Source organism: Agrobacterium genomosp. 13 str. CFBP 6927, assembly GCA_900012615.1.
Taxonomy (GTDB): domain Bacteria; phylum Pseudomonadota; class Alphaproteobacteria; order Rhizobiales; family Rhizobiaceae; genus Agrobacterium.
Genome location: LT009757.1, coordinates 2,028,668 through 2,055,415 on the forward strand (window position 1 = coordinate 2,028,668; position 26,748 = coordinate 2,055,415).

28 protein-coding genes are annotated in these 26,748 nt (G+C 58.7%); 15 read left to right on the forward strand and 13 right to left on the reverse strand.

Features of this window, described 5'->3' with window-relative positions:
* Positions 1–137 precede the first annotated feature (137 nt).
* From AGR13A_RS23500 to AGR13A_RS23525, 6 genes are all read left to right on the forward strand, one after another.
* Positions 138–1,367, forward strand: a complete 1,230-nt coding sequence (locus AGR13A_RS23500) for an ABC transporter substrate-binding protein (RefSeq protein ID WP_080839907.1) — start codon at positions 138–140, stop codon at positions 1,365–1,367.
* A gap of 83 nt (positions 1,368–1,450) precedes the next feature.
* Positions 1,451–2,491 (forward strand): ABC transporter ATP-binding protein, encoded by a 1,041-nt coding sequence (locus AGR13A_RS23505; protein ID WP_080839909.1) that lies wholly within the window; start codon positions 1,451–1,453, stop codon positions 2,489–2,491.
* On the forward strand, positions 2,491–3,345 hold the full coding sequence (locus AGR13A_RS23510; protein WP_080839911.1) for an ABC transporter permease: 855 nt from the start codon (positions 2,491–2,493) through the stop codon (positions 3,343–3,345). The genes AGR13A_RS23505 and AGR13A_RS23510 overlap by 1 nt, the downstream gene beginning before the upstream one ends.
* Positions 3,345–4,208, forward strand: coding sequence for an ABC transporter permease (locus AGR13A_RS23515; protein WP_080723260.1), 864 nt, complete (start codon positions 3,345–3,347; stop codon positions 4,206–4,208). The genes AGR13A_RS23510 and AGR13A_RS23515 overlap by 1 nt, the downstream gene beginning before the upstream one ends.
* A 46-nt stretch (positions 4,209–4,254) precedes the next feature.
* A complete protein-coding gene (locus AGR13A_RS23520) occupies positions 4,255–5,151 on the forward strand; it encodes a glycerophosphodiester phosphodiesterase family protein (RefSeq protein ID WP_080839914.1) in 897 nt (298 codons plus the stop codon).
* Entirely contained in the window at positions 5,148–5,933 is a 786-nt protein-coding gene (locus tag AGR13A_RS23525) for an inositol monophosphatase family protein (RefSeq protein ID WP_080839916.1), read from the forward strand. The genes AGR13A_RS23520 and AGR13A_RS23525 overlap by 4 nt, the downstream gene beginning before the upstream one ends.
* 66 nt (positions 5,934–5,999) lie before the next feature.
* On the opposite strand, the gene AGR13A_RS23530 is transcribed toward AGR13A_RS23525, so the two are convergent.
* Positions 6,000–6,749: an SDR family oxidoreductase gene (locus AGR13A_RS23530; protein ID WP_080839918.1), complete on the reverse strand. Its 750-nt coding sequence runs from the start codon at positions 6,747–6,749 to the stop codon at positions 6,000–6,002.
* 96 nt (positions 6,750–6,845) lie between these two features.
* Between AGR13A_RS23530 and AGR13A_RS23535 the strand changes: the two genes are divergently transcribed.
* Positions 6,846–7,775, forward strand: coding sequence for an AraC family transcriptional regulator (locus AGR13A_RS23535; protein ID WP_167377624.1), 930 nt, complete (start codon positions 6,846–6,848; stop codon positions 7,773–7,775).
* 133 nt (positions 7,776–7,908) lie between these two features.
* Here the strand turns inward: AGR13A_RS23535 and AGR13A_RS23540 are convergent, their stop codons facing one another.
* Positions 7,909–9,042, reverse strand: a complete 1,134-nt coding sequence (locus AGR13A_RS23540) for an ROK family transcriptional regulator (protein WP_035243181.1) — start codon at positions 9,040–9,042, stop codon at positions 7,909–7,911.
* Positions 9,043–9,323: 281 nt separating this feature from the next.
* On the opposite strand from AGR13A_RS23540, the gene AGR13A_RS23545 reads away from it, so the two are divergent.
* The 4 genes from AGR13A_RS23545 (at position 9,324) to AGR13A_RS23560 (ending at position 14,234) form a co-directional block, all read left to right on the forward strand.
* Positions 9,324–10,316 (forward strand): ABC transporter substrate-binding protein, encoded by a 993-nt coding sequence (locus AGR13A_RS23545; protein WP_035226248.1) that lies wholly within the window; start codon positions 9,324–9,326, stop codon positions 10,314–10,316.
* 112 nt (positions 10,317–10,428) lie between these two features.
* Positions 10,429–11,514, forward strand: coding sequence for an ABC transporter ATP-binding protein (locus tag AGR13A_RS23550; protein WP_080840454.1), 1,086 nt, complete (start codon positions 10,429–10,431; stop codon positions 11,512–11,514).
* Positions 11,511–13,196 (forward strand): ABC transporter permease, encoded by a 1,686-nt coding sequence (locus AGR13A_RS23555; protein ID WP_080839920.1) that lies wholly within the window; start codon positions 11,511–11,513, stop codon positions 13,194–13,196. Before AGR13A_RS23550 ends, AGR13A_RS23555 begins: the two co-directional genes overlap by 4 nt.
* A gap of 81 nt (positions 13,197–13,277) precedes the next feature.
* Positions 13,278–14,234 carry a hypothetical protein gene (locus AGR13A_RS23560; protein ID WP_080839922.1) on the forward strand — a complete coding sequence of 319 codons (957 nt, stop codon included), beginning with the start codon at positions 13,278–13,280 and terminating at the stop codon, positions 14,232–14,234.
* A 19-nt stretch (positions 14,235–14,253) separates the two neighbouring features.
* Here AGR13A_RS23560 and AGR13A_RS23565 read toward each other — a convergent pair whose 3' ends face one another.
* The 4 genes from AGR13A_RS23565 to AGR13A_RS23580 all read right to left on the reverse strand — a co-directional run bounded on the left by AGR13A_RS23565 (position 14,254) and on the right by AGR13A_RS23580 (position 16,599).
* Positions 14,254–14,817, reverse strand: coding sequence for a flavin reductase family protein (locus AGR13A_RS23565; RefSeq protein WP_167377625.1), 564 nt, complete (start codon positions 14,815–14,817; stop codon positions 14,254–14,256).
* Positions 14,818–14,828: 11 nt separating this feature from the next.
* The gene (gene fdxA, locus AGR13A_RS23570; RefSeq protein WP_080839924.1) at positions 14,829–15,164 is read right to left on the reverse strand and encodes a ferredoxin FdxA; all 336 of its coding nucleotides are present in this window, start codon (positions 15,162–15,164) and stop codon (positions 14,829–14,831) included.
* Positions 15,165–15,268: 104 nt separating this feature from the next.
* The gene (locus AGR13A_RS23575; protein ID WP_080839927.1) at positions 15,269–15,868 is read right to left on the reverse strand and encodes a superoxide dismutase; all 600 of its coding nucleotides are present in this window, start codon (positions 15,866–15,868) and stop codon (positions 15,269–15,271) included.
* A gap of 161 nt (positions 15,869–16,029) precedes the next feature.
* Positions 16,030–16,599: a TetR/AcrR family transcriptional regulator gene (locus AGR13A_RS23580; RefSeq protein WP_080839929.1), complete on the reverse strand. Its 570-nt coding sequence runs from the start codon at positions 16,597–16,599 to the stop codon at positions 16,030–16,032.
* A 46-nt stretch (positions 16,600–16,645) separates the two neighbouring features.
* Between AGR13A_RS23580 and AGR13A_RS23585 the strand changes: the two genes are divergently transcribed.
* The gene (locus AGR13A_RS23585; protein ID WP_080839931.1) at positions 16,646–17,173 is read left to right on the forward strand and encodes a dihydrofolate reductase family protein; all 528 of its coding nucleotides are present in this window, start codon (positions 16,646–16,648) and stop codon (positions 17,171–17,173) included.
* Between the two features lie 88 nt (positions 17,174–17,261).
* Here AGR13A_RS23585 and AGR13A_RS23590 read toward each other — a convergent pair whose 3' ends face one another.
* Positions 17,262–18,329: a linear amide C-N hydrolase gene (locus AGR13A_RS23590; RefSeq protein WP_080839933.1), complete on the reverse strand. Its 1,068-nt coding sequence runs from the start codon at positions 18,327–18,329 to the stop codon at positions 17,262–17,264.
* 139 nt (positions 18,330–18,468) lie between these two features.
* On the opposite strand from AGR13A_RS23590, the gene AGR13A_RS23595 reads away from it, so the two are divergent.
* Positions 18,469–19,272: a hypothetical protein gene (locus AGR13A_RS23595; protein ID WP_080839935.1), complete on the forward strand. Its 804-nt coding sequence runs from the start codon at positions 18,469–18,471 to the stop codon at positions 19,270–19,272.
* A gap of 78 nt (positions 19,273–19,350) precedes the next feature.
* Positions 19,351–20,301, forward strand: coding sequence for a bile acid:sodium symporter family protein (locus tag AGR13A_RS23600; protein ID WP_035226274.1), 951 nt, complete (start codon positions 19,351–19,353; stop codon positions 20,299–20,301).
* 49 nt (positions 20,302–20,350) lie between these two features.
* On the opposite strand, the gene AGR13A_RS23605 is transcribed toward AGR13A_RS23600, so the two are convergent.
* Positions 20,351–21,406 (reverse strand): aldo/keto reductase, encoded by a 1,056-nt coding sequence (locus AGR13A_RS23605; protein WP_080839937.1) that lies wholly within the window; start codon positions 21,404–21,406, stop codon positions 20,351–20,353.
* Between the two features lie 183 nt (positions 21,407–21,589).
* Here AGR13A_RS23605 and AGR13A_RS23610 point away from each other — a divergent pair, with 183 nt between their 5' ends.
* Positions 21,590–22,495: a LysR family transcriptional regulator gene (locus AGR13A_RS23610; RefSeq protein ID WP_080839939.1), complete on the forward strand. Its 906-nt coding sequence runs from the start codon at positions 21,590–21,592 to the stop codon at positions 22,493–22,495.
* A gap of 80 nt (positions 22,496–22,575) precedes the next feature.
* Here the strand turns inward: AGR13A_RS23610 and AGR13A_RS23615 are convergent, their stop codons facing one another.
* The 5 genes from AGR13A_RS23615 to AGR13A_RS23635 form a co-directional block, all read right to left on the reverse strand.
* A complete protein-coding gene (locus AGR13A_RS23615) occupies positions 22,576–23,361 on the reverse strand; it encodes a 2-keto-4-pentenoate hydratase (RefSeq protein ID WP_167377626.1) in 786 nt (261 codons plus the stop codon).
* Positions 23,362–23,384: 23 nt separating this feature from the next.
* On the reverse strand, positions 23,385–24,233 hold the full coding sequence (locus AGR13A_RS23620) for a fumarylacetoacetate hydrolase family protein (protein WP_080839943.1): 849 nt from the start codon (positions 24,231–24,233) through the stop codon (positions 23,385–23,387).
* Between the two features lie 9 nt (positions 24,234–24,242).
* A complete protein-coding gene (locus AGR13A_RS23625; RefSeq protein WP_080839946.1) occupies positions 24,243–24,929 on the reverse strand; it encodes a DUF4286 family protein in 687 nt (228 codons plus the stop codon).
* Between the two features lie 8 nt (positions 24,930–24,937).
* Positions 24,938–25,687 (reverse strand): SDR family NAD(P)-dependent oxidoreductase, encoded by a 750-nt coding sequence (locus AGR13A_RS23630; protein ID WP_080840457.1) that lies wholly within the window; start codon positions 25,685–25,687, stop codon positions 24,938–24,940.
* Between the two features lie 61 nt (positions 25,688–25,748).
* Complete coding sequence (locus AGR13A_RS23635) at positions 25,749–26,738, reverse strand: ABC transporter substrate-binding protein (protein WP_080839949.1); 990 nt, start codon at positions 26,736–26,738, stop codon at positions 25,749–25,751.
* Positions 26,739–26,748: the final 10 nt, after the last annotated feature.

Here is a 26,748-nt window from a genome sequence, read left to right on the forward strand (position 1 = left end):
ATAACGGCTGTGCGGAGCGGCGGCAACATGGGGCATTGGTTTGCGACAGCATTTTTCACTGGACTGTCACAAATATTACACTTAGAGTGTATTAATAAGGGGCCGGTCAACAACGGGTCCTCAGGAGGAACCATTCAATGCGCATGAAATTTCTTGCGATCGCCGCGCTTGCGCTGGCGACGACGGCAGCGCCGTGTCTTTCGGCAGACGGCAACATGAAAAACCTCGACTTCGATCTGTCGAAGGTCACGCGCGACAATTTTTACGAGATCGTTGTTCCCGCCGCCAAAGCCGAGGGCGCGGTAACGATGTATAATTTCGCCGGCAGCTTCGCCGATACGTGGAAGGAGCTGATCAGCCGTTTCGAAGCCAAATATGGCATCAAGGTCGCCTACAGCGACGTGAAGGGAGATCAGGCGAACCAGCAGCTCATCGCGGTTCAGGCGGCAGGGCAGGATTCGCCCGTCGATGCCTATTTCGCCGGTGGCGGCAGCTATCCGCTGCTGTCCTCCAAGGGTGTCGTCGGCAATATTGCGCTGACGAAAATCCTGCCGAACATGGCCAATTACGATCCGGAAATGGCAGAAACCGTCTTCGGCAAGCCGCATGGCGGCAGCTTTCCGCTGGTGCATCTCAACCAGACGGCTATCGGTTATGACTCTGCCTTCGTGAAGGCCGAGGATGTGCCGAAGAGCTTCGAGGACCTGCTGGTCTGGGCGGAAAAGAACCCCAAGCGGCTTGGCGTCACCCTGCCGGCCAAGGGCGGTTCGGGCGGCGGTTTCATCTATTCGGTGGCGCTCAACTATCTCACCGGCGACTGCCGTGCAAAGCTCACCGACTATAATAAGACGCTGCAGCAGGCCGAAGACTGGGCCATGGAGTCCGAGTGCCTTACGCCTGTCTGGGACTATTACCGCCGTCTTCTGGCGGTGGCTGAGCTGACCAATGGCAATGCCGATACGCTCAACCTCATCAACAACCAGCAGCTTCACATGGGCACGGTCTGGGAAGATCAGGTCATGAGCTTCCTCGGCACCAAGCAATTGCCCGACAGCTTCCGCGTCACGCTTCTGGAAAAAGGCCAGGTCGGTTCGGGGGACGCCATGTTTGTGCCCGCCAACGCCAAGAATGTCGCTTCGGCGCTGCTGCTGATCGACATGGCGATGAGCAAGGAATTCCAGCTCTGGAAGCTGGAAAACAAGGCCTCCCGCTCTCCGCGCACGGATGTCACCAATGATCTGATGCCGACGGCCGTGCAGGTGCATGTCCTGCCGCAGAGCGTCTATCCGCGCCTGTCGCTGCCGGCTTTCTGGGACATGTCGACGGCGCTTGCCGAAGCGCTCGATGAAAAAGTCCTCAACCAGTAACGCCGTTGGGATTGCCGGATCGTGTGCCACAAGTGGCTGCACGGTCCGGATAGCCTTGGTCAAAAATATGAGGGAGGCTCGCCATGAGTGAACTCGAGATCAGCAATATCAGCAAGGATTACGGCGCAAGCCGGGCGCTTCATCCCGTGTCGATCACTGTCGAGCGGGGCGAATTCGTCACCATTCTCGGTCCTTCCGGCTGCGGCAAGTCCACGCTTTTGCGCATACTCACCGGCATCAGCCAGCCTTCGGGCGGCGAGATCCGGCTGGGTGGCAAGCGCATCGATCAGGCGCCGCCGGAAGCACGCGATATCGCCATGGTGTTCCAGTCCTATGCGCTTTTCCCGCATATGTCAGTCGCCAAAAATCTCGGCTTCGGGCTGAAGATGAAGAAGGTCGCGAAGGACGAGCGGGTCCGCCGCATCGCCCATGCGCTTGATATCTGCAATCTCACCGGTCTGGTGGATCGCATGCCCCGGCAATTGTCCGGCGGCCAGCAGCAGCGTGTGGCGCTGGCGCGGGCCATTGTCATGCAGCCAAGCCTGCTTCTGTTCGACGAGCCACTCTCCAACCTCGACGCCAAACTCCGCGATACGCTGCGCCATGAGCTGACCGAGCTTCACCGCCGCATCGGCGCCACCAGCCTTTATGTGACACATGATCAGGCCGAAGCCATGGCGATGTCGGACCGGATCGTCGTCATGAATGCCGGCCGGGTGGTCGAGATCGGCACGCCGCTCGAGCTTTATCGTGCGCCGAAACACGCCTTTACCGCCGGCTTTCTCGGCCAGACCAATCTTTTGCCGGTCTCCGCTGAGGGCCAGCAGGCGCAATTGCCCTGGGGCCAGTCCGTGACGCTTGACCGCGCAGCCACCGGCAATGTGCAGATTTCCGTTCGTCCGGAAAACATCCAGATCCGCGCCGATCAGGCCGGTGACGGCACGGTTTCCGCTGTCTCCTTCATGGGCGCCAATGCGCTCTATACGGTCGAGATCGGCGGCCGTCAGATAAGGATCAGCCAGTCCGGTGCGGAAACGTTGATCGAGGCCGGGCAAAGGGTCGCCCTGCAGTTTCCCGGTTCGGTCCATCTTCTCGATGACAGGATGGTGGGGGAGGCGGCATGATGGCCGGACTCCTTCGAAACAGGCGCGCCCAGCTTCTATTCCTGCTTTTGCCGGGTGTTGGGTATCTTCTGGTCTTCTTCGGCGGGCCGCTGCTGTCGGCGCTGATCGGCAGCTTCAGGCAGGAGGATGGCAGTTTCACGCTGATGTTCTACCAGCGGATTTTCACCCGTGCGTCGATGACCCGGGGGCTCACGACCTCCATCTATTACGGCGTCATGCCTGTCATCGTCTCGCTTGCGGCCTCGGTGCCGCTGGCGCTTTTGATCCGCAAGAGCTTTCTCGGTCGAAAACTGTTCAGCGGCCTTTACAAGCTGCCGATGGCGGTGCCGGGCATCATCGTCGGCCTGATGGTGATCGTCGTTTTCGAAAGGGGCGGTTTTCTCGACCGGCTGGTGGCGCCGCTCGGGCTGGAACTGCCCAAGCTCGTGCGTGATGACTGGGGCATCGGCGTCATTCTCGCCAGCGTCTGGAAACAGATACCCTTCATGACGCTGATCATCACCAGCGCCTTTGCAGCCATTCCCGAGGATATACGTTACGCCTCGCGCACGCTTGGCGCTTCGCGGTTGAAGACGTTCTTCTTCGTGGAGGTGCCGCTCGCCATGCCGGGCATCACCGCCGCCATTCTTCTGACCTTCATCGGTTCCATGGGCTCCTATGCCATTCCCGATATCGTCGGCCCGCCGACGGCCCGGCCGCTTTCGGTGCTGATGGTCAAGGAATTCAACCAGGGACGTTTCAACCAGGTCTATGCCATGGGCATGGTGCTGAGCCTCTTCGCGGTCTCCGTGCTGCTGCTTTATTATTCCCTGACATCCCGCATCGGCCCCGGCCAAACCCGCGGAGACGCATGATGAGCGCTATAACTCTCGATCCCCCCAGCAGTGCCCGTCGCCGCGCCTTTACGCCGGAGGACCGGATTTTCGTTTCCATCGGGCTTTATGGCGCGCTGACACTCGCTATCGCCGTACCGCTGGCGCTGATGTTCCTCTGGAGCATTGCCGACGGCTGGTCGCCGCCGCTCATCGTGCCGAAGGATTACACCACGGCGCGCTGGGCGAGCATCCTGAGCGATGGCAGCCTCATCCGCGCTGCGGTCAACAGCATCCTCATCGCCATCGTCGTCACCTTCCTGACTGCGGCCATCGCCTTGCCCACCGCCTGGGCCATGGCGCGTTTTCCCTTCCGGCTGAAACGGCTGGTGGAAATCTTCATTCTGGCGCCGATCATCATTCCCGGGCTCGTCGTCGCCGTTGGCATCGGTCAGGTATTCCTGCTTTTCGGCCTCGCCTATTCGGTGACGGGCGTCATCCTTGTGCAGATCGTCGGCACCCTGCCGCTGATGATCCGGCTGATGACGGCGGCGCTGGAAACCATTCCCGACGATCTCATTCATGCCGCCCGCTCGCTTGGCGCGGGAACGGTCGGCATAGTGCTGCACATCATATTGCCGCTGGCCGTGCCCGGCCTTCTGGCCGGCGGGCTGATGTCCTTCATCGGCAGCTTCGAGGAATTCGACAAGTCCTTCATCGTCGGCGCGCCTGTCGTCGAGACCCTGCCGATCAAGCTCTACATGTATCTCGATCCCTATTCGATGCAGCTGCCGCTCGCCGCCATCGTCTCCTTCATCCTGCTTCTTCCCGCACTCATCGTCTTCATCATCGCCGGCCGCATCCTGCGCGACGACCTGATGGCGGCGGGTATGGGGAAAATCTGATCCGGGCAGTCAAACCCGGTAATTGCAACGTCCGAAAGTGAAAATCATGCACCAGACCCTTGCTGCCTTCCGCAATACCTCCAATGCCTGCAATGTGCTTGCACTCTGCTCGCGAGACAATCCGGCCATCCTGACCATCGCCCATCGCGGCTTCTGGACCGCCACCGCCGAAAACTCGCTTGCCTCCGTCCGCGCTGCGGTTGCCGCTGGCGTGGAGATGATCGAGATAGACACGCAGGCGACGGCCGATGGCCGGCTCGTTGTCATTCATGACGAAACGCTCGACCGCACCACGACGGGCAAGGGAACCGTGAGCGCGCTGCCTTTCGAGGTGGTCCGCGCAGCGAAGCTGAAGGCCGGCGCAGGCGGCGAGGCCGCTGAGGTGAGCGATGAATGCGTGCCGACGTTGGAGGAGTTGCTGGAAGAGGCGCGCGGCAGGATCACCGTCAATATCGACACCAAATTCACCCGCGATCTGCCGCAGGTCATGGAGACCGTGCTGCGGCTCGGCGTCGAGGATCAGGTGCTGGTGAAGACCGATATCGATCCCGAAGCGGGCCGTTTCGAGGTGCTGAACACTGACTGGTTCGGCAAGATCCCGCATATGCCGATGTTCCCGGTCCGGAAGGGCAAGTTCGCCGAGGATCTGCGCCGTATCGAGGCGTTGAAGGCGCCGATGATCGAGGTGAAATTCACCGACATTGCCGATCTCACCGAAGGCCGGGCCGAGATGGAGCGCCAGAATATCCGCCTGTGGATCAACACGCTTGATGTGTCCCATTGCGTTGATTTCGACGATACGCGGGCGCTTTCAAATCCCGAAACCGTGTGGGGCGCTCTTGCCGAGGCCGGCGTCGGCGCGATCCAGACGGATGAAGTCGAAGCCTTCACGGGCTGGCTGAAGGCTGGCGCCGGCGAGACGGGCAGGGCGTGGAGACGATGAGCGAGCGGCTCGAACGCGCCGTCGCCATCATCGAGGAAGCGATGGGCCTTGCCCTTCGCTTTTTCGAGGCACGCGATGCCATCGCCACCCGGACGAAGGGTTTTCAGGATTTCGTCTCGGAAGCCGACACCACGGTCGAAAAGCTCATCCGCGACCGTCTGGCGGCCGCCTTTCCCGGCGAAACCGTGCTGGGCGAAGAAATGGGCGGCGTTGCCGATGACGCCTACTGGATCATCGATCCCATCGATGGCACCGCCAATTTCCTGCGCGGTTCGCCGCTCTGGGGCATCTCGCTCGGTTTCGTGCGGAGCGGCCAACCGGAACTCGGAGTTGTGGCCATGCCGGTGTTTGCGGATATCTACGCGGCGGCTGATGGGACCGGGTTGATGCTGAACGGCAAGCCGCTTGCCCGTCAGGTGCCCTTCGAGGCTGTGCAGGTCATGTCGCTCGGCGACAGCGCCGCCGGCGATGCGGCGGAAGTGGCGGCTCTCAATGTCGGGCTTCGGCATGCGGGCTGGGTGGTGGAATCCATCCGCTCGACATCGATCGGCCTTGCCTTTGCCGCGCGCGGTATCTTCGACGGCCATCTGCAGAAGCTGACGACCATGTGGGACATCGCCGGCGGCGTCGTTCTCGCAAGGGAAGCGGGTCTCGATGTCCGTATCGGGACGCGCCTCGGCAGCGGCATCCCCTGGGTTGCCGCCGCCACGCCGGCGCTGATGACGGCGACGGAGGGGCTGTGGCCGGAGATTGTGGAGAAAGCATCGGCGGAACCTGCGTGAGATGCCGCGAACATCGATGCCGGGTGTTGCTGAAGCACCCGGCATCTGCGTTTTATCCACGTTCGATCAGTTTCCCCGAGCCAGCGCGACGGCATCCGGGCCTGCCGGGAAACGAAGCTTGCCGGATACGTCATGGACGGCATTCCAGACCGTCTCGGCGACATCATCTTGCGTGGTCGTCATGGCTGGCGCGGCGAAACCTTCAAGGATTGGCGCGGCAAAGCCCATGTAGTCGTCTGGCAGCAATTGCTCCAGCGGCAGGATGGCGTTTGCGGTGAAACGGGTCGTCGGCGCATAGCCGGGTTCGACCAGCTTCACGTGGATGCCGAAATGACCCAACTCATGCGCAAGCGAACCGGAAAAACCCTGGATTGCCTGCTTGCTGGCGGTGTAGGCGGCGGCGAGCGGGAAGGAGGCGAGCGTGGCGCTGGAGGTGACATTGACGATCGTGCCGGACCGGCGTTTCCGCATCTGCGGGATGATCGCCTGCGTCATTGCCATCACACCGAAGCTGTTGGTGTCGAAGATCGTACGGATGGCCGACATCGGTGTCGCCTCGAAAGCCCCGACCATGCCGATGCCGGCATTGTTTACCAGCACGTCGACCGGGCCTGCCGCATCGATCAGGGCCGCGATGCTCTTTTCGTCCGTCACATCCAGAGGAAGGACGCGCAACCGTCCGGTATCGTCACCGAAGCGGCTGGCATCCGGATTTCGCATGGTCGCGACGACATGCCAGCCGCGGGAAAGAAAGAACGCGGCGGTCGCCTTGCCATAACCAGACGAGGTGCCGGTGATGAGGATGGTCTTGGTCATCATAAGTCTCCATTGTTCGATGCCATTGGAGATAGACGACGTTATCTGGATGATATATGCTTAATAAGCCAAAATTTATTATTGATCGTCCAGAGAATGGATCCACTCAGCGATATTATCGATCTTCTGCGCCCGAGCGCCGCCGTGTCCAAGCCGATTTCCGGACGGGGCCGGTGGGGCGTGCGTTATCGCGCTTATGACGCTCCGGGTTTTGCAATCGTCCTTTCCGGCGCGGCCTGGGTTCTGCTCGAGGGCCGCGAACCCCTGCGGCTGGCGCGCGGTGATTTCCTGCTCCTGCCATCGACGCCGGCTTTCTCGCTCTGCAGCGATACCGATGTCGAATGTATTCCGGTGGAGCCGCAAGACCGGGCGGTCCGGCATGGTGAACAGGAGGGAGAGCCGGATTTCGTTGCGCTTGGGGGAAGCTTCATGTTCGAGCGTATCAATGCCGCGCTTCTGCTTTCGCTGATGCCCGGGCTGATCCATGTGCCGGCGGGCGAGGGCAGAGCATCCCGGCTGGCGCGCCTCATAGAATTGCTGTCGGAGGAATGCGCCAGCGAGGATGCGGGCAAGGAACTCATCATCCGGCGCATGCTGGAGGTTCTTTTGATCGAAGTGCTGCGTCGTCCCGGCGCCGGCAGCGAGGCTATTCCGGCGGGGCTGGTGAAGGGAATGCGCTTGCCCGGACTTGCTCGCGCTTTGTCCGCCATGCATGCCAACATCCGCGCCAACTGGACGGTGGCCGAACTGGCCGGGATCGCCGGCATGTCGCGCTCGGCCTTTGCCGCGCGTTTTGCTGAAATGCTCGGCTGCGCGCCGATCGAATATCTGGCCCGCTGGCGGATGGCGCTTGCCAGGGACGCGCTGATGCGCGGCGTAAAGTCGCTCGATCATATTGCCGAGGAGATCGGTTATGAATCCGCCAGCGCATTCAGCACCGCTTTCCGCAGGAGAATGGGGGTTGCCCCAGGCAGCTTTGCCCGCGCAAATGGGGACAGACGCTGGCAGCAGGTAGGTTTTCTCTAGCAGTTGCCTGTCATGACGATGAGGGCACCCGGATTATCTTAAGGGAGGGCGGAATAGGCGCGTTCGCTTCACAGGTGCAGACAGCCGGCAACTTAATCCATTACTGGGTAAGAAGGCTGCCGACTAACAGCAGCTAAGCCCATCCCTTCAACGCCCTGCCTGAATAATAGCTGGGTGTCGTGGCACGGTAGATCGGTATGCTGGCGGCACCAAGATGCGGCAGGTCGCTCATCATCGATTTGCGTATTTCGGGGGGCTCGACGAAGAAATCCTCGCCGAGCATTTCCAGTGAGCCGATGCGCTGCACGATATGTTCGAGAATCCAGTCGGGTAGCGATCCGCCAAAAATGATGGCACCGGGATCGATCGTTCGGGCAACGGTCAGTGCGAGCAAGCGAAGTTGTTCTGTTGCCCTTTCAAGCCAGGCGACCACGGCAGGGTGATCCGAATAGCTTTCATCGATATCCTTCAGACGCCTGATATCCATGCCGTGAGCGGCCAGTGTGTCGCAAAGGTCCTGTCCCGAAGGACGCGGATGGGATTTTGGAAACAGGCCGCCAAACTCACCCGCATTGCCGTTCGTCCCGCGGTAGAGATGGCGCTGCACCACCACCGCGCCGCCGATGCCGTAAGTCAGCCAGATCATCGCAAAATTGCGGATGCTTCGGCCTGCGCCGTAATATAGCTCAGAGAGAATAACGGTATTGCCGTCGTTTTCGTGAAAGACCGGAAAATCAAAATAGGGCTGGAAATCTTTGTCGACATCGATGTCATGCCAGCTCTCGAATTGCCTGATGCGGAACACATGGCCACGGTCTCGTTTGAAGTGGCCCGGAAAACTGATGCCGCAACCAAGCACATCCATTTTTTTGACCTTTGCTTTTTCGAGCACCTGGCGTGCGGCGGCCTCCGCCGTTTCCATGATGTGCTCGAAGCTGTAGTCTTCCAGGTCAGATCTGACTTCGTGCCTTATCGTGCCATTGAGATCTGCGATGCAGACCCGCAGGTCATCTGGATTGAAGTAGACCCCGAGTGTGAAAAGCCCGTTCGGATTGATCTCGATCGCGGTAGACGGTTTCCCGCGCTTGCCGTCGTTGCGTGCTTCCTCAGCCTCGATAATGAGGCCGGATTCAAGAAGGCTGGATGTCAGACGCGTCAGCGTCGGTGCCGACACATCCATCTCGCGCGCCAGTTCTATACGGGACATGCCACCCTTGCCGCGCAAAATCTCGAGCAGACGCCGTTCATTGTAGCCGAGGTCGATCAAGCCATTCTCCCGCGAGACGTAACGTCGGATTGAATAGCGCAAACGACGCGATTGTACAGCGAATTTCCCGGTCCGGGTTTAGCGGCGATGTTGTAATTTTATTGGAATATCTTTGTTTATCAGTGTGATAGGGCGTTTTAATTTTTGTAACGAATTCGCGCTTGACTTATTAATTTACATAAAGAAAATAAATATCAGACAACGAGCTGCGACGACAAAAACAACAAAAAATTAGGTCGCGGGACATCGTGGTCAGGGAACAAAAAAACGGAGCATCCTTCATGCGTCAATCATGCACTATTTTCGCGCGCCTTGTTGCCGGCGCAACCTTCCTTGCCAGCGCGGCTTTCGCCCATGCCGAAGGTACCGTCGTGGTCTATTCGGCAGCGCCGCAGCAGCTTATGGATGAGTTGTTGCCGCTGTTTGAAAAGAAGACCGGCACCAAGGTCGAGCTTGTCAAAGCCGGTTCCGGCGAGTTGATGAACCGCATCAAGGCGGAAACCGGCAAGGCAGCGGGTGATGTTATCTGGAGCGTTGATGGCACCGTCATCGACTTTTCCGCCGACCTCTTCGAACCTTACAAGCCTGTCGAGGCAGCATCGATCAACCCTGCCTTTTCGCCGAGCACCAACTGGGTTCCCTTTACCGCAGTCGTTACGGCCTTCATCGTCAATAAGGAAGCGCTGAAAGGCGCACCGGTTCCGACTTCCTGGGCCGATCTTGCGAAGCCTGAATATAAGGGCCTGATTTCCTCGGCTCGCGCCGATCAGTCCGGTTCCGCCTATATCCAGATGGCAACGGTTTTGCAGGATTTCGACAGCGAGGAGAAGGGCTGGGAGGTCTATACCGGCATTCTCGGCAACTCCGTCCTGTCCACATCGTCAGGCGCGGTTCCGCGTTTCGTCAATGATGGCGAGCAGGCGGTTGGCATTACGCTCGAAGACGCCGCCTTGCGCTACAAGCTGGGCAGTGCCCCGGTAGAGATCGTTTATCCGAAAGAAGGCACGGCGATCGCACCTGACGGCATGGCGCTCGTCAAGGGCGGGCCCAATGCCGAAAACGGCAAGGCCTTCATCGATTTCATCGTCTCCAAGGAAGCGCAGGAAGTGGTGGTAAAGGCCGGTCGGCGTTCCGTCAGAACCGATGTTCCGGCCAATGCGGCGCTTGTCCCGCTGTCTGATGTTCCGGATGCGAAATATGACTTCAAGTGGGCTGCGGACAATCGCTCCCGCCTGATGGAAAAATGGAACGAGATCCTGCTCGACGTCCAATAAGACGTTAAGGCGGCGGCGAAGGCCGCCGTCCTCACGGTATCGCATTCATACTCGCATTTTTGTCTCGTCCACCGTGGTCGTGTACCGCGCAGGATATGTCATGGAGCAGCACATGGCCGCCGTAGAAATTACCAGCATCAAAAAAAGTTACCGGGATGTCGTTGCTCTCTCCGACATCAATATCTCCATTCCATCAGGATCGTTTTTTACGCTTCTCGGACCGAGCGGTTGTGGCAAGACCACGCTTCTGCGCACGATTGCCGGTTTTCATCAGCAGGATAGCGGCAGCATCAGCATCGAAAGACAGGCGATCGAACATGTTCCGGCCCATAAGCGTGATGTCGGCATGGTCTTTCAGGATTACGCGGTCTTTCCGCATATTTCGGTGTTCGACAACATCGCCTTCGGCCTGAAGCAGCGCAGGGCATCTTCAGCCGAGATCCGCGAGCGGGTAGGCAAGATTCTCGATGTCGTGCAGCTTGCCCCCTATGCCAATCGAATGCCGCATGAACTCTCTGGTGGCCAGCAGCAGCGTGTGGGTCTCGCACGTGCCCTCGTCATCAACCCCAAAGTGCTGTTGATGGACGAACCGCTATCCAACCTTGACGCCAAACTTCGCGTGGATTTGCGGCGGGAACTGCGTGAAATCCAGCAGGCCATGAACATCACCACCGTTTATGTCACCCATGATCAGGAAGAGGCGCTTGCCATGTCCGACCTAGTTTGCGTGATGTATGGCGGTGTCATTCAGCAGGCCGCACCGCCATGGGAAGTCTATAACAATCCGGCCAACCGTTTTGTCGCTTCCTTCGTGGGGGCCAACAATTTCCTGACGCTCGACCGCACGGGCGGGCAGACATCCATATCCGGCATCAAGGTGAAGCTGCCGCAGGCGGATGCTATTTCCAAGGACCGGAAGATCGTTGCTGCGATCCGCCCGGAGGCGATTTCTGTGGGCCCTGCCGCGGTTGCCGGTGATGGGCGCATCCAACTGCCGGTGACCATAAGGCAGGTCAGCTTCACCGGTCGTGAGATGAACGTCGCTGCCGTGCTCTCGTCGGGGGAGGAAATCGAGGCGATCACCAAGCCATCGCCGGAGATCATCGCGCTTCAGCCAAACCAGAAAACGACATTCTCCTGGCCTGCGGGCGATACGCAATTGTTCGGTGAAGGTGTAACCGGGGAGCGCCTGTCATGACGGATATGGCTGTGACTGCAACGACCAGGGGCTTCCGCCTGCGAATGCCGGGTTTCTGGACAAGCGTGACGGTGTTTGCCGTCATCCTGCTGGCGATCTTTCTGATCCTGCCGATTTTCAGCGTGTTCTTTATCAGTTTCTTCGATGCCAAAACAGGCGCATTCGGTTTCAGCAACTATGCGGAAGTGTTCACACGGCGTTTTTATACGGTCGCACTCTGGAATACGCTTCTCATCGGGGTGCTGGGCATGCTGGGCGCCTGCCTTCTCGGTATTCCGCTTGCCTTTTGTACCTCCCGCTATCGCATCAAGGGGCGCACTTTCATCGCCACATTTGCGGTGCTGGTGCTCTGTGCGCCGCCATTCATCGGTGCCTATGCCTGGATCATGCTGTTCGGTGCCAATGGTGCTGTCACCAATCTCCTATCCTTCGCCGGCATTTCCCTGCCGACGATCTACGGAATCCCGGGTATCGTGATGGTCTTCAGCCTGAAGTTCTTTCCCTACATCTTCCTGATGACGGAAAATGCGCTGAACACCATCAACAAGTCCTATGAGGACGCGGCGGAAAACCTCGGCTGCACGGCGTTCCAGCGGTTCCGCAAGATCACCCTGCCGCTGGTCTTTCCGGCAGTCAGCACGGGCGCGATCATCTGCTTCGTGCTGTCCATCGCCGACTTTGGAACGCCGGCAATCCTCGGCAAGGGTATCAGGACGCTGTCGACCATCGCCTATGCGCAATATACCTCTGAAATGGCCGGAACCCCGACCATGGCTGTGACGATTTCCATGGTGATGATTGCGATCTCCATGGCGGCACTTCTGTTGCAGCGGCATATTCTTGCCAAGCGCCGCTACGCCAGTTCGCTGACGAACCGGCCGGTCAAGCAGTCCATGCGACCGCTGAAATCGTTCATCGTGCACGGCTTCTGTTATTTTGTCGTGCTCATCGCCATGCTGCCGTCGCTCACGGTCATTTATACGTCGTTCCTTGCAACCAGCGGTCCAGTCTTTACCGGCGGTTTCGGATTGGACAGCTACGCCCGCATCCTTCGCGATTCACCGCAGGCGATTGCCAACAGTTTCACGTTTGCACTGGCCGCCGTCGTGCTTATCGCCATCGTTTCCGGCCTGCTGTCCTTCATTGTGGTTCGACGCGACAATGGGGTCTCCGGTTCGCTCGATCTTCTGCTGATGGTGCCTTACCTCATCCCCGGCGTCGTCATGGCGATCGGCTACGTGACGACGTTCCGTTATCCGCCCTTTGATATCACCGGGACGGCGCTGATCATCATCCTTCTGGTGTTTATCCGCCGGCTGCCCTATGGCGTCCGCTCGACGACATCAATCCTCAGGCAGATCAAGCCGTCCATCGAGGAAGCCGCGGTCAATCTTGGGGCTTCTCCGGCAAAGACCTTCGTATCGGTGACTGTGCCTCTGATGCTGCCTGGTCTCATCATCGGTTCGCTGATGAGCTTCATCACTGCCATCAATGAACTCTCCTCGACGTTGATCCTCTACACCGCCCGCACGATCACTATGCCGGTGCTGATCTATATCCAGGTGATCGACGGAGAATTTGGCACGGCGGCTGCGTTGTCCACCCTGCTTCTGGTCAGTACCGGGATTTGCGTCTTCGTCGTCTTCCGTTTGTCGGAAGACAAGGAAGCATCCTTCGTCTGACCGCTTGCAACCCTCATGAAAGACTAAAGCAGCGGCGACCGGCGCGTCGCCGCCTGCTCCCCTCTGCAAGGAAACAATACGATGAATATCGCGAGCTTTTCGCAATCGAAATACAAGAATGCCGCAACGCCGGGGGACGATGTGGCCATTCTTCTTCCCGGACGGGTCCTGGCCGTTTTTGACGGTGCGACTGATCCGACCGGTGTGAATTATGGCGGGCTGAGTTCCGGCCGCATTGCCGCGCTTGCCGCCGCAAATGCGGTGGCGGAGATGAGCATCCAGGGTGCTTTGCAAAGTTGCGAGGCAGACACGCTGTTCCAGACCATCAGCGATATCCTGAAAAAGGAAGCCGAGCGCATCAATGCCAGTCATCCACCATCCACCACGCTCGCTATCGTTGCCGATATGGGGGACAGTTTTCGGCTGCTTCTGGCTGGCGATTCCGGTATGCGCATCAATGGGGACAGGCTGTTGCAGCATGCCAAGCTCATAGACCGGGTCAGCACCTCGGCGCGCATCCACGTCTTCAAACAGCTTTTCGCGTCAATTGGGGATGGTGATGCAGCGGAGGCCAAAACCCGCGCCACCATATTTTCCGGCCTTCGTGCTGCGGTCAAAGCCGGGATCATGAGCGCGACGGACGCGGAAAAAGTGATCACAACAGCCGCTACCGCAAGCGGCCTTCAGGCCGAGATCGAAGCCGTGGAAGAGTTTCTGATGGGCGGTATTCGCGTTCAGCCACGCTACGCAAACAGACAAGGCCATGTTTTGGGATACGCCTCGATCAATGGCGGGATGGTGATGGAGGAGGGGACGATCGACCTGTCGCTCGCAAAGGACACGATCAACAGCCTCGAAATCTTTACCGACGGTTATCTCTCACTGCCTGCCGGGGTCGACGTCGCTGACTGGGAAGCCGAATTCGCCCGCGTCGAAGCGGCAGATTTTCACAAGCTCAATGACTATCCATCGGTAAAGGGATCAACATCGAGTGAATTCAGCGACGACAGGACGGTGATATGCCTGAAGGCGCGGTGAGAGAGATCCGTGCCGACAGCTATTTTGTTACTTCCGCGCCTTTATAGTTGCGTTCACTCCAGAGCAAGGCTTTGCGCAACGGATCGAACCTCGCTTCGATGATCGCGCCGACGAAGAGGATGTGATCGGCGGCATCGGTGGAACCGACAAGGTTGCAATCCATTGAGAGAAGGGCCCCGGAAAGCCTTGGGCTTCCCGAAGGCCAGACATCCCAGTTGCCGACGGAAAACCGGTCCGGCTGGTTTCCCTTTCCGGCAAACACGTCGGCGATCTCCTCCTGTCCTCTGGATAGCGCTGCGACGGAAAAGCGTCGGCTCGCGGCGATGAGATCGACCATGCGGCTGCTGGCGTCGATGGAGATCATCAAAAGCGGCGGCTCGGCGCTGAGGGGCATGAAGGATGTGATCGTCCGCCCGGTCCGCTCCCCGGCGTGTGAGGCCGTGGCCACGGCAACCGTAAAGGCAAGCCCGGCCATTGAATCCTTGAATTCACGCGGTGAGATCGTCGGTGCCGAGCACGCCTTCAGCGGAATATGCGCGTGATTGACCACACCGCCATCGATCAGCCTGAAATTATGAGACATGCAGTGCCGGGCTAACCGCCCGCTCCCGGATTTTTTGAGAAAATGGACATCTTGGCCGCAGCGCCGTTCATGACATCGGCGTTATCAGGCGGGTTCCCTTTCTGGTACACCCTTGGCCAGATGCCGGAATAATGGCGGTTGAGGTCTAGCCAGACATGCAGCCCCGCTTCGGTATCCGGCCGGATGGCCGCGGCGGGACATTCGCCCTCGCAGATCCCGCAGTCGATACATTGATCGGGATGGATAACGAGCATGTTCTCGCCTTCGTAGAAACATTCCACCGGACAGACTTCCACGCAGTCCATATATTTGCAGGCGATGCAGTTTTCGGTGACGACATAGGGCATTGAGACGCTCGAATGGAGTTGCAGCCGGACGGCGGCTGTCCGGCTGCGCCTGACCCGGTCAGCCACCCAGGGCAGCGGCAGCGACCGGATCGGTGGGACTTAAATCAGAGGCGGGCGGCGACCGCCTGCCAGTTCACCAGATTGTCGAGGAAATTTTCGAGATAAGCCGGGCGCTTGTTGCGGAAATCGATGTAGTAGCTGTGCTCCCATACATCGCAGCCTAGAAGCGCCTTCTGCCCGAAGCACAGCGGATTGACTCCGTTTTCGGTGCGGGTGATTTTCAGTGAACCATCGGTATCCACCACCAGCCACGCCCAGCCGGAGCCGAATTGCGAGGCGCCAGCGAGGGCGAAATTCTGCTTGAACAGCGCAACCGAGCCGAAGGACTGCGTCAGCGCATCTTCCAGCACCTTCGGGATCGCATGATTTTTCGGTCCCATTATTTCCCAGAAGAGATTGTGGTTCCAGTGCTGGGAGGCATTGTTGAAGATGCCGGATTGCGCCACCGCACCCTTCTCATAGGTGCCCCGGACGATCTCTTCGAGGCTCCTGTTTTCCCACTCGGTGCCTGAAATCGCCTTGTTGAGATTATCGACATAGGCCTTGTGGTGGAGATCGTGATGAAACTTCAGCGTCTCGTCGGACATGCCTGCAAGGGCGAGCGCATCATGGGCATAGGGGAGGTCGGGAAGCTGGAAAGCCATTGGTATTCCTTTGTCAACTGTTCGCTCAAGAGCATGGAAAGAGCCTTGCAAAAACAAGGTGACAATAGTTCTAGGACCTCAATCACGGTTGAGGTCAAGCGGTAATTCGAGGATAAATTCACCCGACTGCGGCTTATAAAATATGCGTCCGATGGCGCGGGTTACCGCTTGCTTGCGTTGACGGTGGCGACCCATTCTTCGAGCGCCTTGCGGATTGCCGTGCCCGCATCTTCCCCGCGGACAAATGCCCACCATGTATGTGCGCCTTGCCAAACGGCGGCCATCTGCCACCCCAGCCGCAATGCTCTCTCCTCGTCGCGGGCAAGGCGGCGGCCAAGCGCGTGGGCAAGGGTGTGTCCCCAGAGGGCACCTCTCGCCCGCAGCTTCGGATTGCGAATGTCTTCTCTGAGCAGCAGCAGTCCGTCACTGGCGTTTTGTTCTGCGGCTTCAGAGGTCATGAGGCGCATGAGAAGGGCTATGGCGCCCTGCGGCGTCAAGGGTTCCTGCTCATCGGCCGTTTCCGTTTCCGCCTGCAGCTTGTCCCAGGCGCGCAGAAGCACGGTTTCGACAAGGTCTTCGCGCTTGCCGTAACGCTGCACCAGGGTGGCCGCAGATAGGCCGCAGGCCTTTGCGGCTGCGGCAAAAGTCAGCCCGTCAGGGCCTATCTGCAACATGAGGGGCAGTAGTGCGTCCAGCACCTGATCATCTGAAATAGACTTGTGTCTTGGCATGGCTTATATATAAACGTATATTCATTTATAAATCAAGGAGGAAGATATGGCAGTCATTCGCGGGTATATCGCGGCGAGCCTGGACGGGCGGATCGTTTCTGGAGACGGCTCGCTCGACTGGCTCTACAAATATGATGATATGGACCTCGGCGAACACGATTACAGACGTTTTATCAAGGGAATTCGAACCGTTGTCATGGGTCGTGCGACCTATGATTTCATTGCCAGCGAACAGTCACCCTGGGCTTATCGAGATCAACGCGTCGTCGTCGTCACCTCGAGGCCGATCGAGGAGCCCAAGGGCCCTCTGGAGGTGCGCAGCGATGTGGGCTCGTTGATGGAGGAACTGCGCGCTCTCGATGATGGCGATGTCTGGATCCTGGGCGGCGGAAAGCTGCAGATGGCCTTTTTGGAGCGCGGCGCACTGGATGAAATCGAGATTTACCTGATTCCGGAAATCCTCGGCTCAGGCGAACCTCTTTTCCCGCTTACAGGTCACCGCGCAAGCCCCACTCTCGTCAGCGCAAAGGAAATCGAAAAGGGCTGTGTTCGATTGCACTATCGCTTCTCGTGATGCTCTTAGGTTCACTTACACGATGGGCGGCAAGGAACGGCGGAAACGGCCCGCTTGTTACTCGCCGCCCTGTTACGCGATTTGAGACCTAAAGCCCGAGAAACTTGAAAGGCTTGGTGTCCTTCAAGCTTTCGTTCGCCATGCCTGAATAGATGTGGATCTGATTGGGGCCGAGGTCGAGTTTCTTGACGGCACCGGTCTCTTTCGAAAGATCGAGTTTCGTCATGTCGATCCAGAAGATATTCGGCGTGAGCGCGGACTCGAAGAAGTAAAGCTTGCGTTTGTGGTCTATCACCGTGCGCCAGCGGGTAGAGGAAATATTCGGCTGGTCCGGCGTGGTGATACCATAGGGAACTGAAACATTGCGGATGACGCTGAAGACGCTGGCTATGACCTCGACCGGATTTTCGCTCTTGGGAATGGCATTGGCATAGAATGAGGCCCGGGCAAACCTGTCGGATGCGCGGTTGGTGCCCGGCAGCATGACGGTACCGCCAATCTGCTTCCAATATTCGTTGAGCGCCAGCTGGTGATCGAAGGTCGGCGAATTGGTCATAACCTGATATTGACGGCCGTGATGGATAACCTGTTTGCCGTCGATATATTCGATGATCGCGCTGTCACCCGTCGCATCCGAAAGGGAGAGGTGTAAGGTTGCCAGACGTTCTTCGCCGGGGACATTGTCGGTGACAATGGTGAAGGGGTTTTTCTCGAGTGCGCTGACGGCCTCGTCCACCGTTGCGAAATTGTCGAGCGCATATTGCGCCCAGGCGGCGATGGACAGGCCCGGCGATTTTCCGTCATAAGCGGGATAGCTCGACTCCACCAGCCAGAGAACGTTTGCAGCAAGGCCTGCCTCATTCATGCCGTCGGTCGTCGAAATATCATAACCCGACGCAATGACGCTGCCGTATTTCGAGGTCCATTTGATCGAATTCGGACCTGCCTCGCCGGAGCGCTCCATGCCGCGGGGGAAGACCCAGATATTGGTTCCCACATCCGTTTTCCAGTCCATCGACCGGGCCGTCATCACCTGATCATTTTCGCCCAGATAAACGAAGCGTGTGCAGGCTTCGGCAACCGATGTGGCAAGCGTGGCGACAGACAATATCGCGGCAGTGCAGGCGGAAAAAAACGGAAGGGTCTTGGGGCGCATGGGAACGTCTCCGGTGCTCGCGGTGCCAATACAGCGTATGATAGAAAATCGGACTTGTTGGCGGGAGTCAAATAGGTTTAGCTACGGGCGATTAGTTGGGGAGAAGGCATTGCTAAAATTATCAGTTTTTGCAGCTGTTATGGCTTTTTCCGCAACCGCGGCTGCAGGTGCGGACGACGTTGTTGCCGCACCCGCGAAGGTTGATGACGGAACCAACTGGGCGTTTCAGGCCACGGGCTATCTCTGGGCGACTGGTTTGAATGGCAACATATCGCCGTTCCGACGGGCACCGACCCTGCATGTGGAGAAATCCTTTTCAGATGTCATGGATGATCTCAATTTCGGTGGGTTTCTCAACATCTGGGGGCGTTACGACCGTTTCGTCCTTTCCGGCGATTTGATGTATGTCGATACCACCGACAGCAAGGCAGCCGGTCCGTTGCCGGCGCTGCAGATTCCGGGTTTGCCAACCTTGCCGGCCGGTGCCGCTGTCGGTGCGAATGTGGACACACAGGAATTCATGGCGACGCTGCAGGCGGGTTACCGTGTCATCGATGCGGACGGATTTTCTCTCGACGCGCTTGCCGGCGCGCGCTTCTGGCACATTTCCAATGACGTCGCGGTCACTGCCAGCCACCCCCTGATCGGCAGCGTTTCCGCCAGCCATAGGGAGAGTTTCGGCTGGTTGGACCCCGTCATCGGCGCGCGGGCCTTTTTCAGCCTGACGGACAAGCTGTCCGTTCAGGGACAAGTGGATATCGGCGGTTTCGGAGCAGGATCCGATTTGACCTGGTCAGCGCTCGCGACGGTCAACTATGTCTTTACCGACACATTGTCAGTCTCGGCGGGCTACAAGGTGCTTGACGTGGATTATTCCCACGATGGTTACGTTTTCGATTCCCGACTGAGTGGACCGGTCGTTGGGTTGACTTACCGGTTCTGACCCTTTGCCCCCGGAGTGACCTTGACACGACCCCCTTGGATTCTAGACGGGGTCTCGTGTTCATTAGGGAGTAAAGATATGAAATCGCTGGCAAGCCTTTCGGCGTTCGTTGGCAAGACCTTTGCCATCTGGGTCATCCTGTTTGCCGTACTCGGCTTCTTTTTTCCGGATACGTTCAAGCAGATCGCACCGTGGATCGTGACGCTCTTGTCGATCATTATGTTCGGCATGGGGCTCACACTTTCGGTCGATGACTTCAGGGAGGTCGTAAAAAGGCCATTCGATGTGACGATCGGCGTGCTCGGGCAGTTTCTCATCATGCCGCTTCTGGCGGTGCTGCTCACCCGCATCATTCCCATGCCGCCGGAAGTCGCGGCGGGCGTTATTCTTGTCGGTTGCTGCCCGGGCGGAACATCTTCCAATGTCATGACCTATCTCTCCAAGGGCGATGTCGCCTTGTCCGTTGCCTGCACCTCGGTCACCACGCTTGCCGCGCCGCTGGTGACGCCGTTCCTCGTCTGGCTGTTTGCGAGCCAGTTCCTGCCGGTTGACGGCTGGGCCATGTTCCTCAGCATCGTCAAGGTCGTTCTGGTTCCGCTCGCTCTCGGCGCCGCCCTGCAGAAGCTGCTGCCCGGTCTCGTCAAGGCCGCCGTTCCGGCATTGCCGCTGGTGAGCGTCATCGGCATCGTCCTCATCGTTTCGGCGGTGGTGGGAGGATCCAAGGCGTCCATCGCCCAGTCCGGGCTGATGATTTTTGCCGTCGTCGTCCTGCATAACGGGCTTGGCTATCTCCTCGGTTATCTCGCCGCAAAGGCAACGGGCCTGTCGCTTGCCAAGCGCAAGGCCATCGCGATTGAGGTCGGCATGCAGAATTCGGGCCTTGGCGCGGCACTTGCAACGGCCTATTTCTCGCCTCTCGCCGCGGTTCCGAGCGCCATTTTCAGCGTCTGGCACAATATTTCCGGCGCAATTCTGGCAAACTGGTTTTCGGGCCGGGTGGACGCAGGCTCCGCCAACAAAGCCGCCTGAAGCTCCGCATCTGTCCGGCCGCCTGTGGTTCAGGCGGCCGGGCCCTGCCTTAGAACGGCATAGTCTGACGTGTCATGGCCAGTGGATTAAGTCGGGCAAAACCCGCTTGGCGCTGATAGGGGAAATGAGGATATGGAGCAGTCGCCTCGCTGGCCTCGTCCAGCTTCGCTACCTGTGCGGACGTCAGTTCCCATCCCACGGCATCGAGGTTCTGGCGAAGCTGTTCCTCATTGCGCGCGCCGATGATCACCGTGGAAACAGTGGGGCGTCTGAGCAGCCAGTTGAGGGCGACCTGCGGCACCGTCCTGCCGGTTTCTTCCGCGACAGCGTCGAGCGCATCGACTACGCGGTAGAGATGTTCATCATCCACCGGCGGGCCGAAGCTGGCGGTCTCATGCAGGCGGCTACCTTCGGGCAGAGGCGTGCCGCGGCGGATTTTTCCGGTCAACCGCCCCCAGCCAAGCGGGCTCCAGACCATTGCGCCAAGACCCTGATCCGCGCCGAGCGGCATCAGATCCCACTCATAATCACGGCCGATCAGGGAATAATAAACCTGATTGACCACATAACGTGGCCAGCCATATCGGTCCGCGACGGCAAGCGATTTCATGATCTGCCAGCCTGAAAAATTCGAGACGCCGGTATATCGCACCTTGCCGGAGCGGACGAGCGTATCGAGCGTCGACAGCACTTCCTCAACCGGGGTGAAGGCATCGAAGGCATGAAGCTGAAGGATGTCGATATAGTCGGTCTTTAGGCGGCGCAGGGCGTCATCCACCGCGCGCAGCAGCCGGAAGCGCGACGAGCCCGCCTCGTTCGGCCCGTCGCCCATCGGCAGGCTGGTCTTGGTCGAGATCAGAACGCTGTCGCGCCTTCCTTTGACGGCTTCGCCAAGCACTTCTTCGGATGCGCCATTGGAATAGACATCGGCCGTATCGAACAGGTTGACGCCGGCTTCCAGACAAATATCGATCAGGCGCCGGGCTTCCGTCGCGTCTGAATTGCCCCAGTTGCTGAAGAGCGGGCCGGACCCGCCGAAAGTTCCGGCGCCGAAACTCAAGACTGGCACTTTCAGGCCGGATTGGCCGAGATGGCGATATTCCATGGGGCGTTCCTTTGTTGCTTCGAAATAGTCGCGGGCGGGTCGCTTTAAAGCATCGCGCTCTGCCCATCCCGTGATCAGGCAGACGAGGATTGTGATGTGTCTCAATCGCCGTCTGAAGATAGACGCTCGCTCTTCAATGAAATAGAATGCCGAAAATACTATCACTTGTGAGATGAAATCATCATGGCGCGACTGGATATCAACCGGGCAGGGGAGATGGAAATCTTCGTGCGGGTCGTCGAACTCGGCGGTTTTTCCCGCGCGGCTGCAGCGGCGAACATGACACCTTCGGCGGTGAGCAAGCTGATCGCACGGCTGGAAGGCCGCCTGGGCGTGCGCCTGCTCAACCGTTCCACCCGGCAGCTTCAGATCACGCCGGAGGGCTGCGCCTTCTATGAAAGGGCCACCCGCATCCTTGCCGATCTAGAAGAGGCCGAACGGGCTGCCGGTGAGGGCGAACAGCCCGTCGGCCGGGTGCGGATCAACACCAGCGCTTCTTATGCAACACATATTCTTGCGCCCATCCTGCCACGGTTTCTGGCGCTTCATCCGGGCGTGACGCTCGATATCGTCCAGACGGATATGGTGGTCGACCTCCTCGCGGAGCGCATGGATGTCGCGGTGCGCGCCGGACCCCTGAAAAGCTCAACGCTCGTTGCCCGGAAACTCGGTGAGACAAGGATGATCATTGCCGCCGCCCCGGATTATCTCGAGCGCTGCGGCGTGCCGCAAACCATAACCGATCTGGAAAATCACAATCGGCTCGGGTTCGGTTATGCCCGGTCAATCGACGGGTGGCCGTTGCGGGATGCCGGGAAGACCGTCGTCATTCCCGCGACGGGACGCGTGCAGGTCAGCGATGGCGAGGGCCTTCGCCATCTCGCCCTTGCCGGTGTCGGGTTGGTTCGTGCTGCTGCCTTCACCGTGCGGGAGGATATCGCCGCTGGCCGGCTCATATCGGTCCTCGATCATCTTGATACGGGTGAGACGGAGATATTTCACGCCGTTTATGCCGGCCAGCGCGGGCTCCTCCCGTCCCGTATTCGGGCGTTGCTCGATTTTCTGGGTGAATACGGGCGGGTTAAGTGAAGTGACGCAAAAAGGTGCCGGTTTGCGTCTCATCATCGCTGATCGGGAGAACGTGATTGTTTATTCGTTGGGCTGCCGGCTTATTCTTTCGGACCCGACAGCGTGAAAGCGCCAACCGATTCCAGTATAATGCGGGTCTCGTCAGAGAGTGCGCCCGGCAGCGCACCGCAGAGGCTGCCCGTCGTCACCACCTGGCCTGCCATCAGCATATGTCCCGTGTTGAGTGCGGCATTGGCAAAGGCAAGAAGTGGCGCCAGCGGATCAACATTCGGGTGTTTCACCTTGGCATGGAAGAGCTGCCCCGATCCTTCGGTAACGATGAGCTGCGGCAGGTCATCGCCATTAGCGGCAAAAACGTCCACGACGCTCTTGTCCACCTCCGGACCGAGGGCGAAACCATGGTTGGCGAGGCGGTCTGCCAGAAAAAGCGGAAACGGAACCTGATTTTTCTCTTCCAGTCTGTAACGGAGAAGCTCGACACCCAGATGCACCTTGTCGATATACTGCATCAGATCCGATCTGGTGAGCCGTCCTTCGGTTGCAGCGGGAATATCGGCAGAGAGTGTGAAGCATATCTCGACTTCAATCGCTTCCGTTCCATCTAACGGGAAGGAAGCGAGATTGGCATCGTTCACCCGGCAGCAATCGAACATGGGAGCCGCGACCGCCTCACCATCCGGACGAATCGCCAGCTTCCAGCCGCCGATCGGTTTTCCCAAATATCCGGCAAGGTCTCGCTGAACCGCCATCGCCTCTGCAAGCGTGCCCGGAACGAGGCCCTCCGCCTCCAGCTCCGCTAAAGCAATTCTATCACCCTCCCGGCTTGCCTTTGCAAAACGCTCCGTCAGTTTTTCGATCGCCGTCATTCCGCTCATGTCTCCTGATGATCTCACGCGCCGAATGCTGTCACGATTTGGCGCTGTCTGCCAAGGCCATCAATGCCGAGTTCGACCACGTCGCCGGCTTTCAGGAAGACGGGCGGTTTCATTCCAAGGCCCACACCTGGCGGTGTCCCGGTGGTGATCACATCGCCCGGCATCAGACGCATGAAGCGGCTGATATAGGAAACCAGCGTTGCGATCGGGAAAATCATCTTGGACGTCGAGCCGGTCTGCATGCGTTGGCCGTTAACATCCAGCCACAGGCCGAGATTTTGCACGTCGCTGATTTCATCCGGTGTGACCAGCCATGGCCCGAGCGGACCGAATGTCGGTCCGCTTTTGCCTTTCGTCCATTGGCCACCGCGTTCGATCTGGAAGGCGCGTTCGGAGACATCATGGCAGACGCAGAAACCCGCAATGACCGAGAGTGCATCCTCTTCCCGCACATGATAGGCCGGCTCACCGATAACGAAGGCGATCTCGACTTCCCAATCGGTTTTTTCCGAATCCTTCAGAAGGCAAATCGGATCATTCGGGCCGGAAATGCAGGAGGTGTGTTTGTTGAAAAGCACCGGCTCTTCGGGAATGGGCGTATTCGTTTCCAGCGCATGGTCGATGTAATTGAGGCCAACCGCCACAAAATTGCCGACAGAACCGACGCAGGGGCCGATCCGCACATCAGATGGTACGACCGGGAGGGAAGAAAGATCGGTTTTTGTCAGTTTTTCAAGAAAACGGCGCGAAAGGGTCGCCCCGGCTATGTCGGTGACGATCGAAGAAAGATCGCGGATAATGCCCTCAGCGTCTAGCGCTGCCGGCTTTTCCTGGCCGATTGGACCATAACGGAGAAGTTTCATTCTGTTTTCCTATGCGGCTGATTGCTGAAGGGCATTTTCGCCGAGCGCAAATTCAAGGCGGTAAAGTCCAAATTCCACGGGTCCGACGAGGTCGTTTCCGGAGAGTTGTTGCGCCAGCCTGTCCGCGGCAGTGGCAACGGAAGAGGCCGAGCCGCCTTCGATCATGATGATCCAGTTCGGCACACCAACCTGACGGCCCTTGCGTTCGGCGGTTTCAAGGCTGCTTGCGCCACTGTCTGCAATGCAAAGATGGGTGCCGCTGATGCCGTTCAACTTACCGGTTTCGCAGAGAGCGTCAGTCAGCATGGATCGGATTGCCGCCCTATCTGTCTCCGCCGCATCAAAACGAAAGGTGGCGATGAAGCCACCGTCGCCGCAGCCATGGGAATAGTCGGTGTTGCAGACACCGCGTGTCGTGTTGCGAAAGTCTGCGGTGGAACGCTTTGTCCAGGGGGTGGGATTGTTCAGCCGGTCGAGATAGGGCTGGCCGACCAGCACCTTCGCATCCGCTGCCTCATAGAGCGTGAAATACTCGGGTACTCCCTGCTCGGCGATATAACGGCGTCCGCGTAGGAAGCCGGGGATCGCGACGCGTTCCGGGATATGCTCGCGATTGTGCCATTCGATGAAATTATCACGGCCTTCCGGCAAGATGTCGTTCCAGATGGCGACGACGGCCTTTCCCAAGAGAGACATTGGTTACCTCAATATGTTGCACGACCGCCGGACAGGTCGAAAACCGCGCCGGTCGAGAAGCTGCATTCGGAAGAAGAGAGCCAGGCCACCATATTGGCGACTTCGGCGGGATCGAGAAAACGTCGCATGGGAATGCGGGAGAGAATATCGTCCAGTCGTTCCCTCGGGGCATCGACACTCATTGCCGTCATGGAGGCCGCGGGCGTAATGGCGTTAACGAGAATATCCGCTGTTGCCAGTTCCTTGCCGAGGCTTTTGGTCATCGCCACCAGCCCCGCCTTGGCGGCGCTGTAGGCTGCTGCCTGATGCATGCCTTCCTTGGCCTGGATGGAGGCGACGTTGACGATGCGGCCGAAATGGCTTTCTTTCGCCGTTTCGATCATCAACGGCACCAACGCACGGCAGACAAGAAACGACCCGAACAGATTGACGTCGATGATCCTGCGAAATTCCTCGACCGGAATTTCCCACAAGGGCGCGACATTGCCGACAATGCCGGCATTGTTGACGAGGATGTCGAGCCTGCCGAACCGCTGTTGCAGATCATTGGTGGCGGTTTCGATGCTTTGTGCGTCTGTGATATCGACGCCGGCATGGGGCAGGTTGGCAACGTAACCGCTTTTCACAGCTGTCGGCAGATCCCAGTGAATCACCGTGGCGCCGCAGTCCTGTAACCTCCGGCTGATGGCGGCACCGAAGCCGCCGGCAGCACCCGTGACGACCGCCACCCGGCCTTCAAGATCATAGTGTGTGGACATGTTTGAAACCATTGTTCCGCATCGAGCCCGGCAGATCTGCCGGGCTCTCGGTCGTCTGCAGTTATTTTGCGATGAGGCTGTTGGTGAAGAAGGCATCTGCCGACATATCGGTCTTGATGTCCTGATATTCCTTCATCAGATCAAGTGTCTGCTGCCAGTCTGCCGCAGCCATTTCGCCGAGCGGCGCAGATGGGGCGGATGGCGACGGCAGAAGTTTGAGCGAGACTTCCAGTTGCTCTTTCAGAAGCTTGGGATCGCCGGTCGGCTTTTCCTTCACGGCTGCAGCAACTGCCGCGTCAGGATCCGCCTTGGCTGCCTCTATGGATTTCAGCGACGCCGCCACGAAGCGCTTGACCAGGTCCTGATTGCCGTCGATCAACTTGGTGTTGGTAACGATCGTCAGGCCCTGCGTGTTCACGCCCAGCTCCGCAAAAGAAAATACCTTCTGCTCCAGACCCTTTGAATTGAGAACCACGACCTGGTTTTCAAGCCCACCGAGAATGCCCGCAGCGCGATCCTGCATGATGGCGATGATCTTGCCGGGTCCATCCACATTCAGAATATTCACCTTGGACGCATCGACGCCGTTCTTTTTCCAGATAGCGGGCAGGAGGACAAGCGATGCCTCGCCAGCGCTGGCCGCGACCGTCTTGCCCTCCACATCCTTGATGGATTTTACGCCGGAATCCGCGCGAAACGTCATAGCGTAGGGTGAGGTGTTAAGCAGACCGAGCACGGATTTGACCGGTGCGCCTTTCGAAGCGCCGGCAATGACGCTGCCGCCATCGGCAATGCCGAACATATCGCCACCAGTTGCGACCGACTGGACCGTGCGCGCCGAGCCCTGGCCTTCGCCGATCTGCAGATCGATGCCGGCCTCCTTGTAGAAACCCTTTTCTGCGCCGTAATAAAAGATGGTATGGACACCACTCAAAAGGAAATTGAGACGGAGTGTGACCTTGTCTTCAGCCGCAGCGGACTGAATTCCTGCCAGACCAACGGCGAGCGCGATCGCACCGCCCGCAAGCGTTTTTTTCATAATATTGAACATTTTATCCTCC

Bases quoted from the DNA above. Each gene is read 5' to 3' on its own strand.
- AGR13A_RS23600 (WP_035226274.1), top strand. From the start codon at position 19,351: ATGAAATCGCTGGCAAGCCTTTCGGCGTTCGTTGGCAAGACCTTTGCC.
- AGR13A_RS23625 (WP_080839946.1), bottom strand. From the start codon at position 24,929: ATGTCTCTCTTGGGAAAGGCCGTCGTCGCCATCTGGAACGACATCTTG.
- AGR13A_RS23510 (WP_080839911.1), top strand. From the start codon at position 2,491: ATGGCCGGACTCCTTCGAAACAGGCGCGCCCAGCTTCTATTCCTGCTT.
- AGR13A_RS23630 (WP_080840457.1), bottom strand. From the start codon at position 25,687: ATGTCCACACACTATGATCTTGAAGGCCGGGTGGCGGTCGTCACGGGT.
- AGR13A_RS23560 (WP_080839922.1), top strand. From the start codon at position 13,278: ATGAATATCGCGAGCTTTTCGCAATCGAAATACAAGAATGCCGCAACG.
- AGR13A_RS23585 (WP_080839931.1), top strand. From the start codon at position 16,646: ATGGCAGTCATTCGCGGGTATATCGCGGCGAGCCTGGACGGGCGGATC.
- AGR13A_RS23555 (WP_080839920.1), top strand. From the start codon at position 11,511: ATGACGGATATGGCTGTGACTGCAACGACCAGGGGCTTCCGCCTGCGA.
- AGR13A_RS23500 (WP_080839907.1), top strand. From the start codon at position 138: ATGCGCATGAAATTTCTTGCGATCGCCGCGCTTGCGCTGGCGACGACG.
- AGR13A_RS23620 (WP_080839943.1), bottom strand. From the start codon at position 24,233: ATGAAACTTCTCCGTTATGGTCCAATCGGCCAGGAAAAGCCGGCAGCG.
- AGR13A_RS23545 (WP_035226248.1), top strand. From the start codon at position 9,324: ATGCGTCAATCATGCACTATTTTCGCGCGCCTTGTTGCCGGCGCAACC.
- AGR13A_RS23590 (WP_080839933.1), bottom strand. From the start codon at position 18,329: ATGCGCCCCAAGACCCTTCCGTTTTTTTCCGCCTGCACTGCCGCGATA.
- AGR13A_RS23605 (WP_080839937.1), bottom strand. From the start codon at position 21,406: ATGGAATATCGCCATCTCGGCCAATCCGGCCTGAAAGTGCCAGTCTTG.
- AGR13A_RS23520 (WP_080839914.1), top strand. From the start codon at position 4,255: ATGCACCAGACCCTTGCTGCCTTCCGCAATACCTCCAATGCCTGCAAT.
- AGR13A_RS23565 (WP_167377625.1), bottom strand. From the start codon at position 14,817: ATGTCTCATAATTTCAGGCTGATCGATGGCGGTGTGGTCAATCACGCG.
- AGR13A_RS23575 (WP_080839927.1), bottom strand. From the start codon at position 15,868: ATGGCTTTCCAGCTTCCCGACCTCCCCTATGCCCATGATGCGCTCGCC.
- AGR13A_RS23525 (WP_080839916.1), top strand. From the start codon at position 5,148: ATGAGCGAGCGGCTCGAACGCGCCGTCGCCATCATCGAGGAAGCGATG.
- fdxA (WP_080839924.1), bottom strand. From the start codon at position 15,164: ATGCCCTATGTCGTCACCGAAAACTGCATCGCCTGCAAATATATGGAC.
- AGR13A_RS23635 (WP_080839949.1), bottom strand. From the start codon at position 26,738: ATGTTCAATATTATGAAAAAAACGCTTGCGGGCGGTGCGATCGCGCTC.
- AGR13A_RS23615 (WP_167377626.1), bottom strand. From the start codon at position 23,361: ATGACGGCGATCGAAAAACTGACGGAGCGTTTTGCAAAGGCAAGCCGG.
- AGR13A_RS23530 (WP_080839918.1), bottom strand. From the start codon at position 6,749: ATGACCAAGACCATCCTCATCACCGGCACCTCGTCTGGTTATGGCAAG.
- AGR13A_RS23595 (WP_080839935.1), top strand. From the start codon at position 18,469: ATGGCTTTTTCCGCAACCGCGGCTGCAGGTGCGGACGACGTTGTTGCC.
- AGR13A_RS23610 (WP_080839939.1), top strand. From the start codon at position 21,590: ATGGCGCGACTGGATATCAACCGGGCAGGGGAGATGGAAATCTTCGTG.
- AGR13A_RS23515 (WP_080723260.1), top strand. From the start codon at position 3,345: ATGAGCGCTATAACTCTCGATCCCCCCAGCAGTGCCCGTCGCCGCGCC.
- AGR13A_RS23550 (WP_080840454.1), top strand. From the start codon at position 10,429: ATGGCCGCCGTAGAAATTACCAGCATCAAAAAAAGTTACCGGGATGTC.
- AGR13A_RS23505 (WP_080839909.1), top strand. From the start codon at position 1,451: ATGAGTGAACTCGAGATCAGCAATATCAGCAAGGATTACGGCGCAAGC.
- AGR13A_RS23535 (WP_167377624.1), top strand. From the start codon at position 6,846: ATGGATCCACTCAGCGATATTATCGATCTTCTGCGCCCGAGCGCCGCC.
- AGR13A_RS23580 (WP_080839929.1), bottom strand. From the start codon at position 16,599: ATGCCAAGACACAAGTCTATTTCAGATGATCAGGTGCTGGACGCACTA.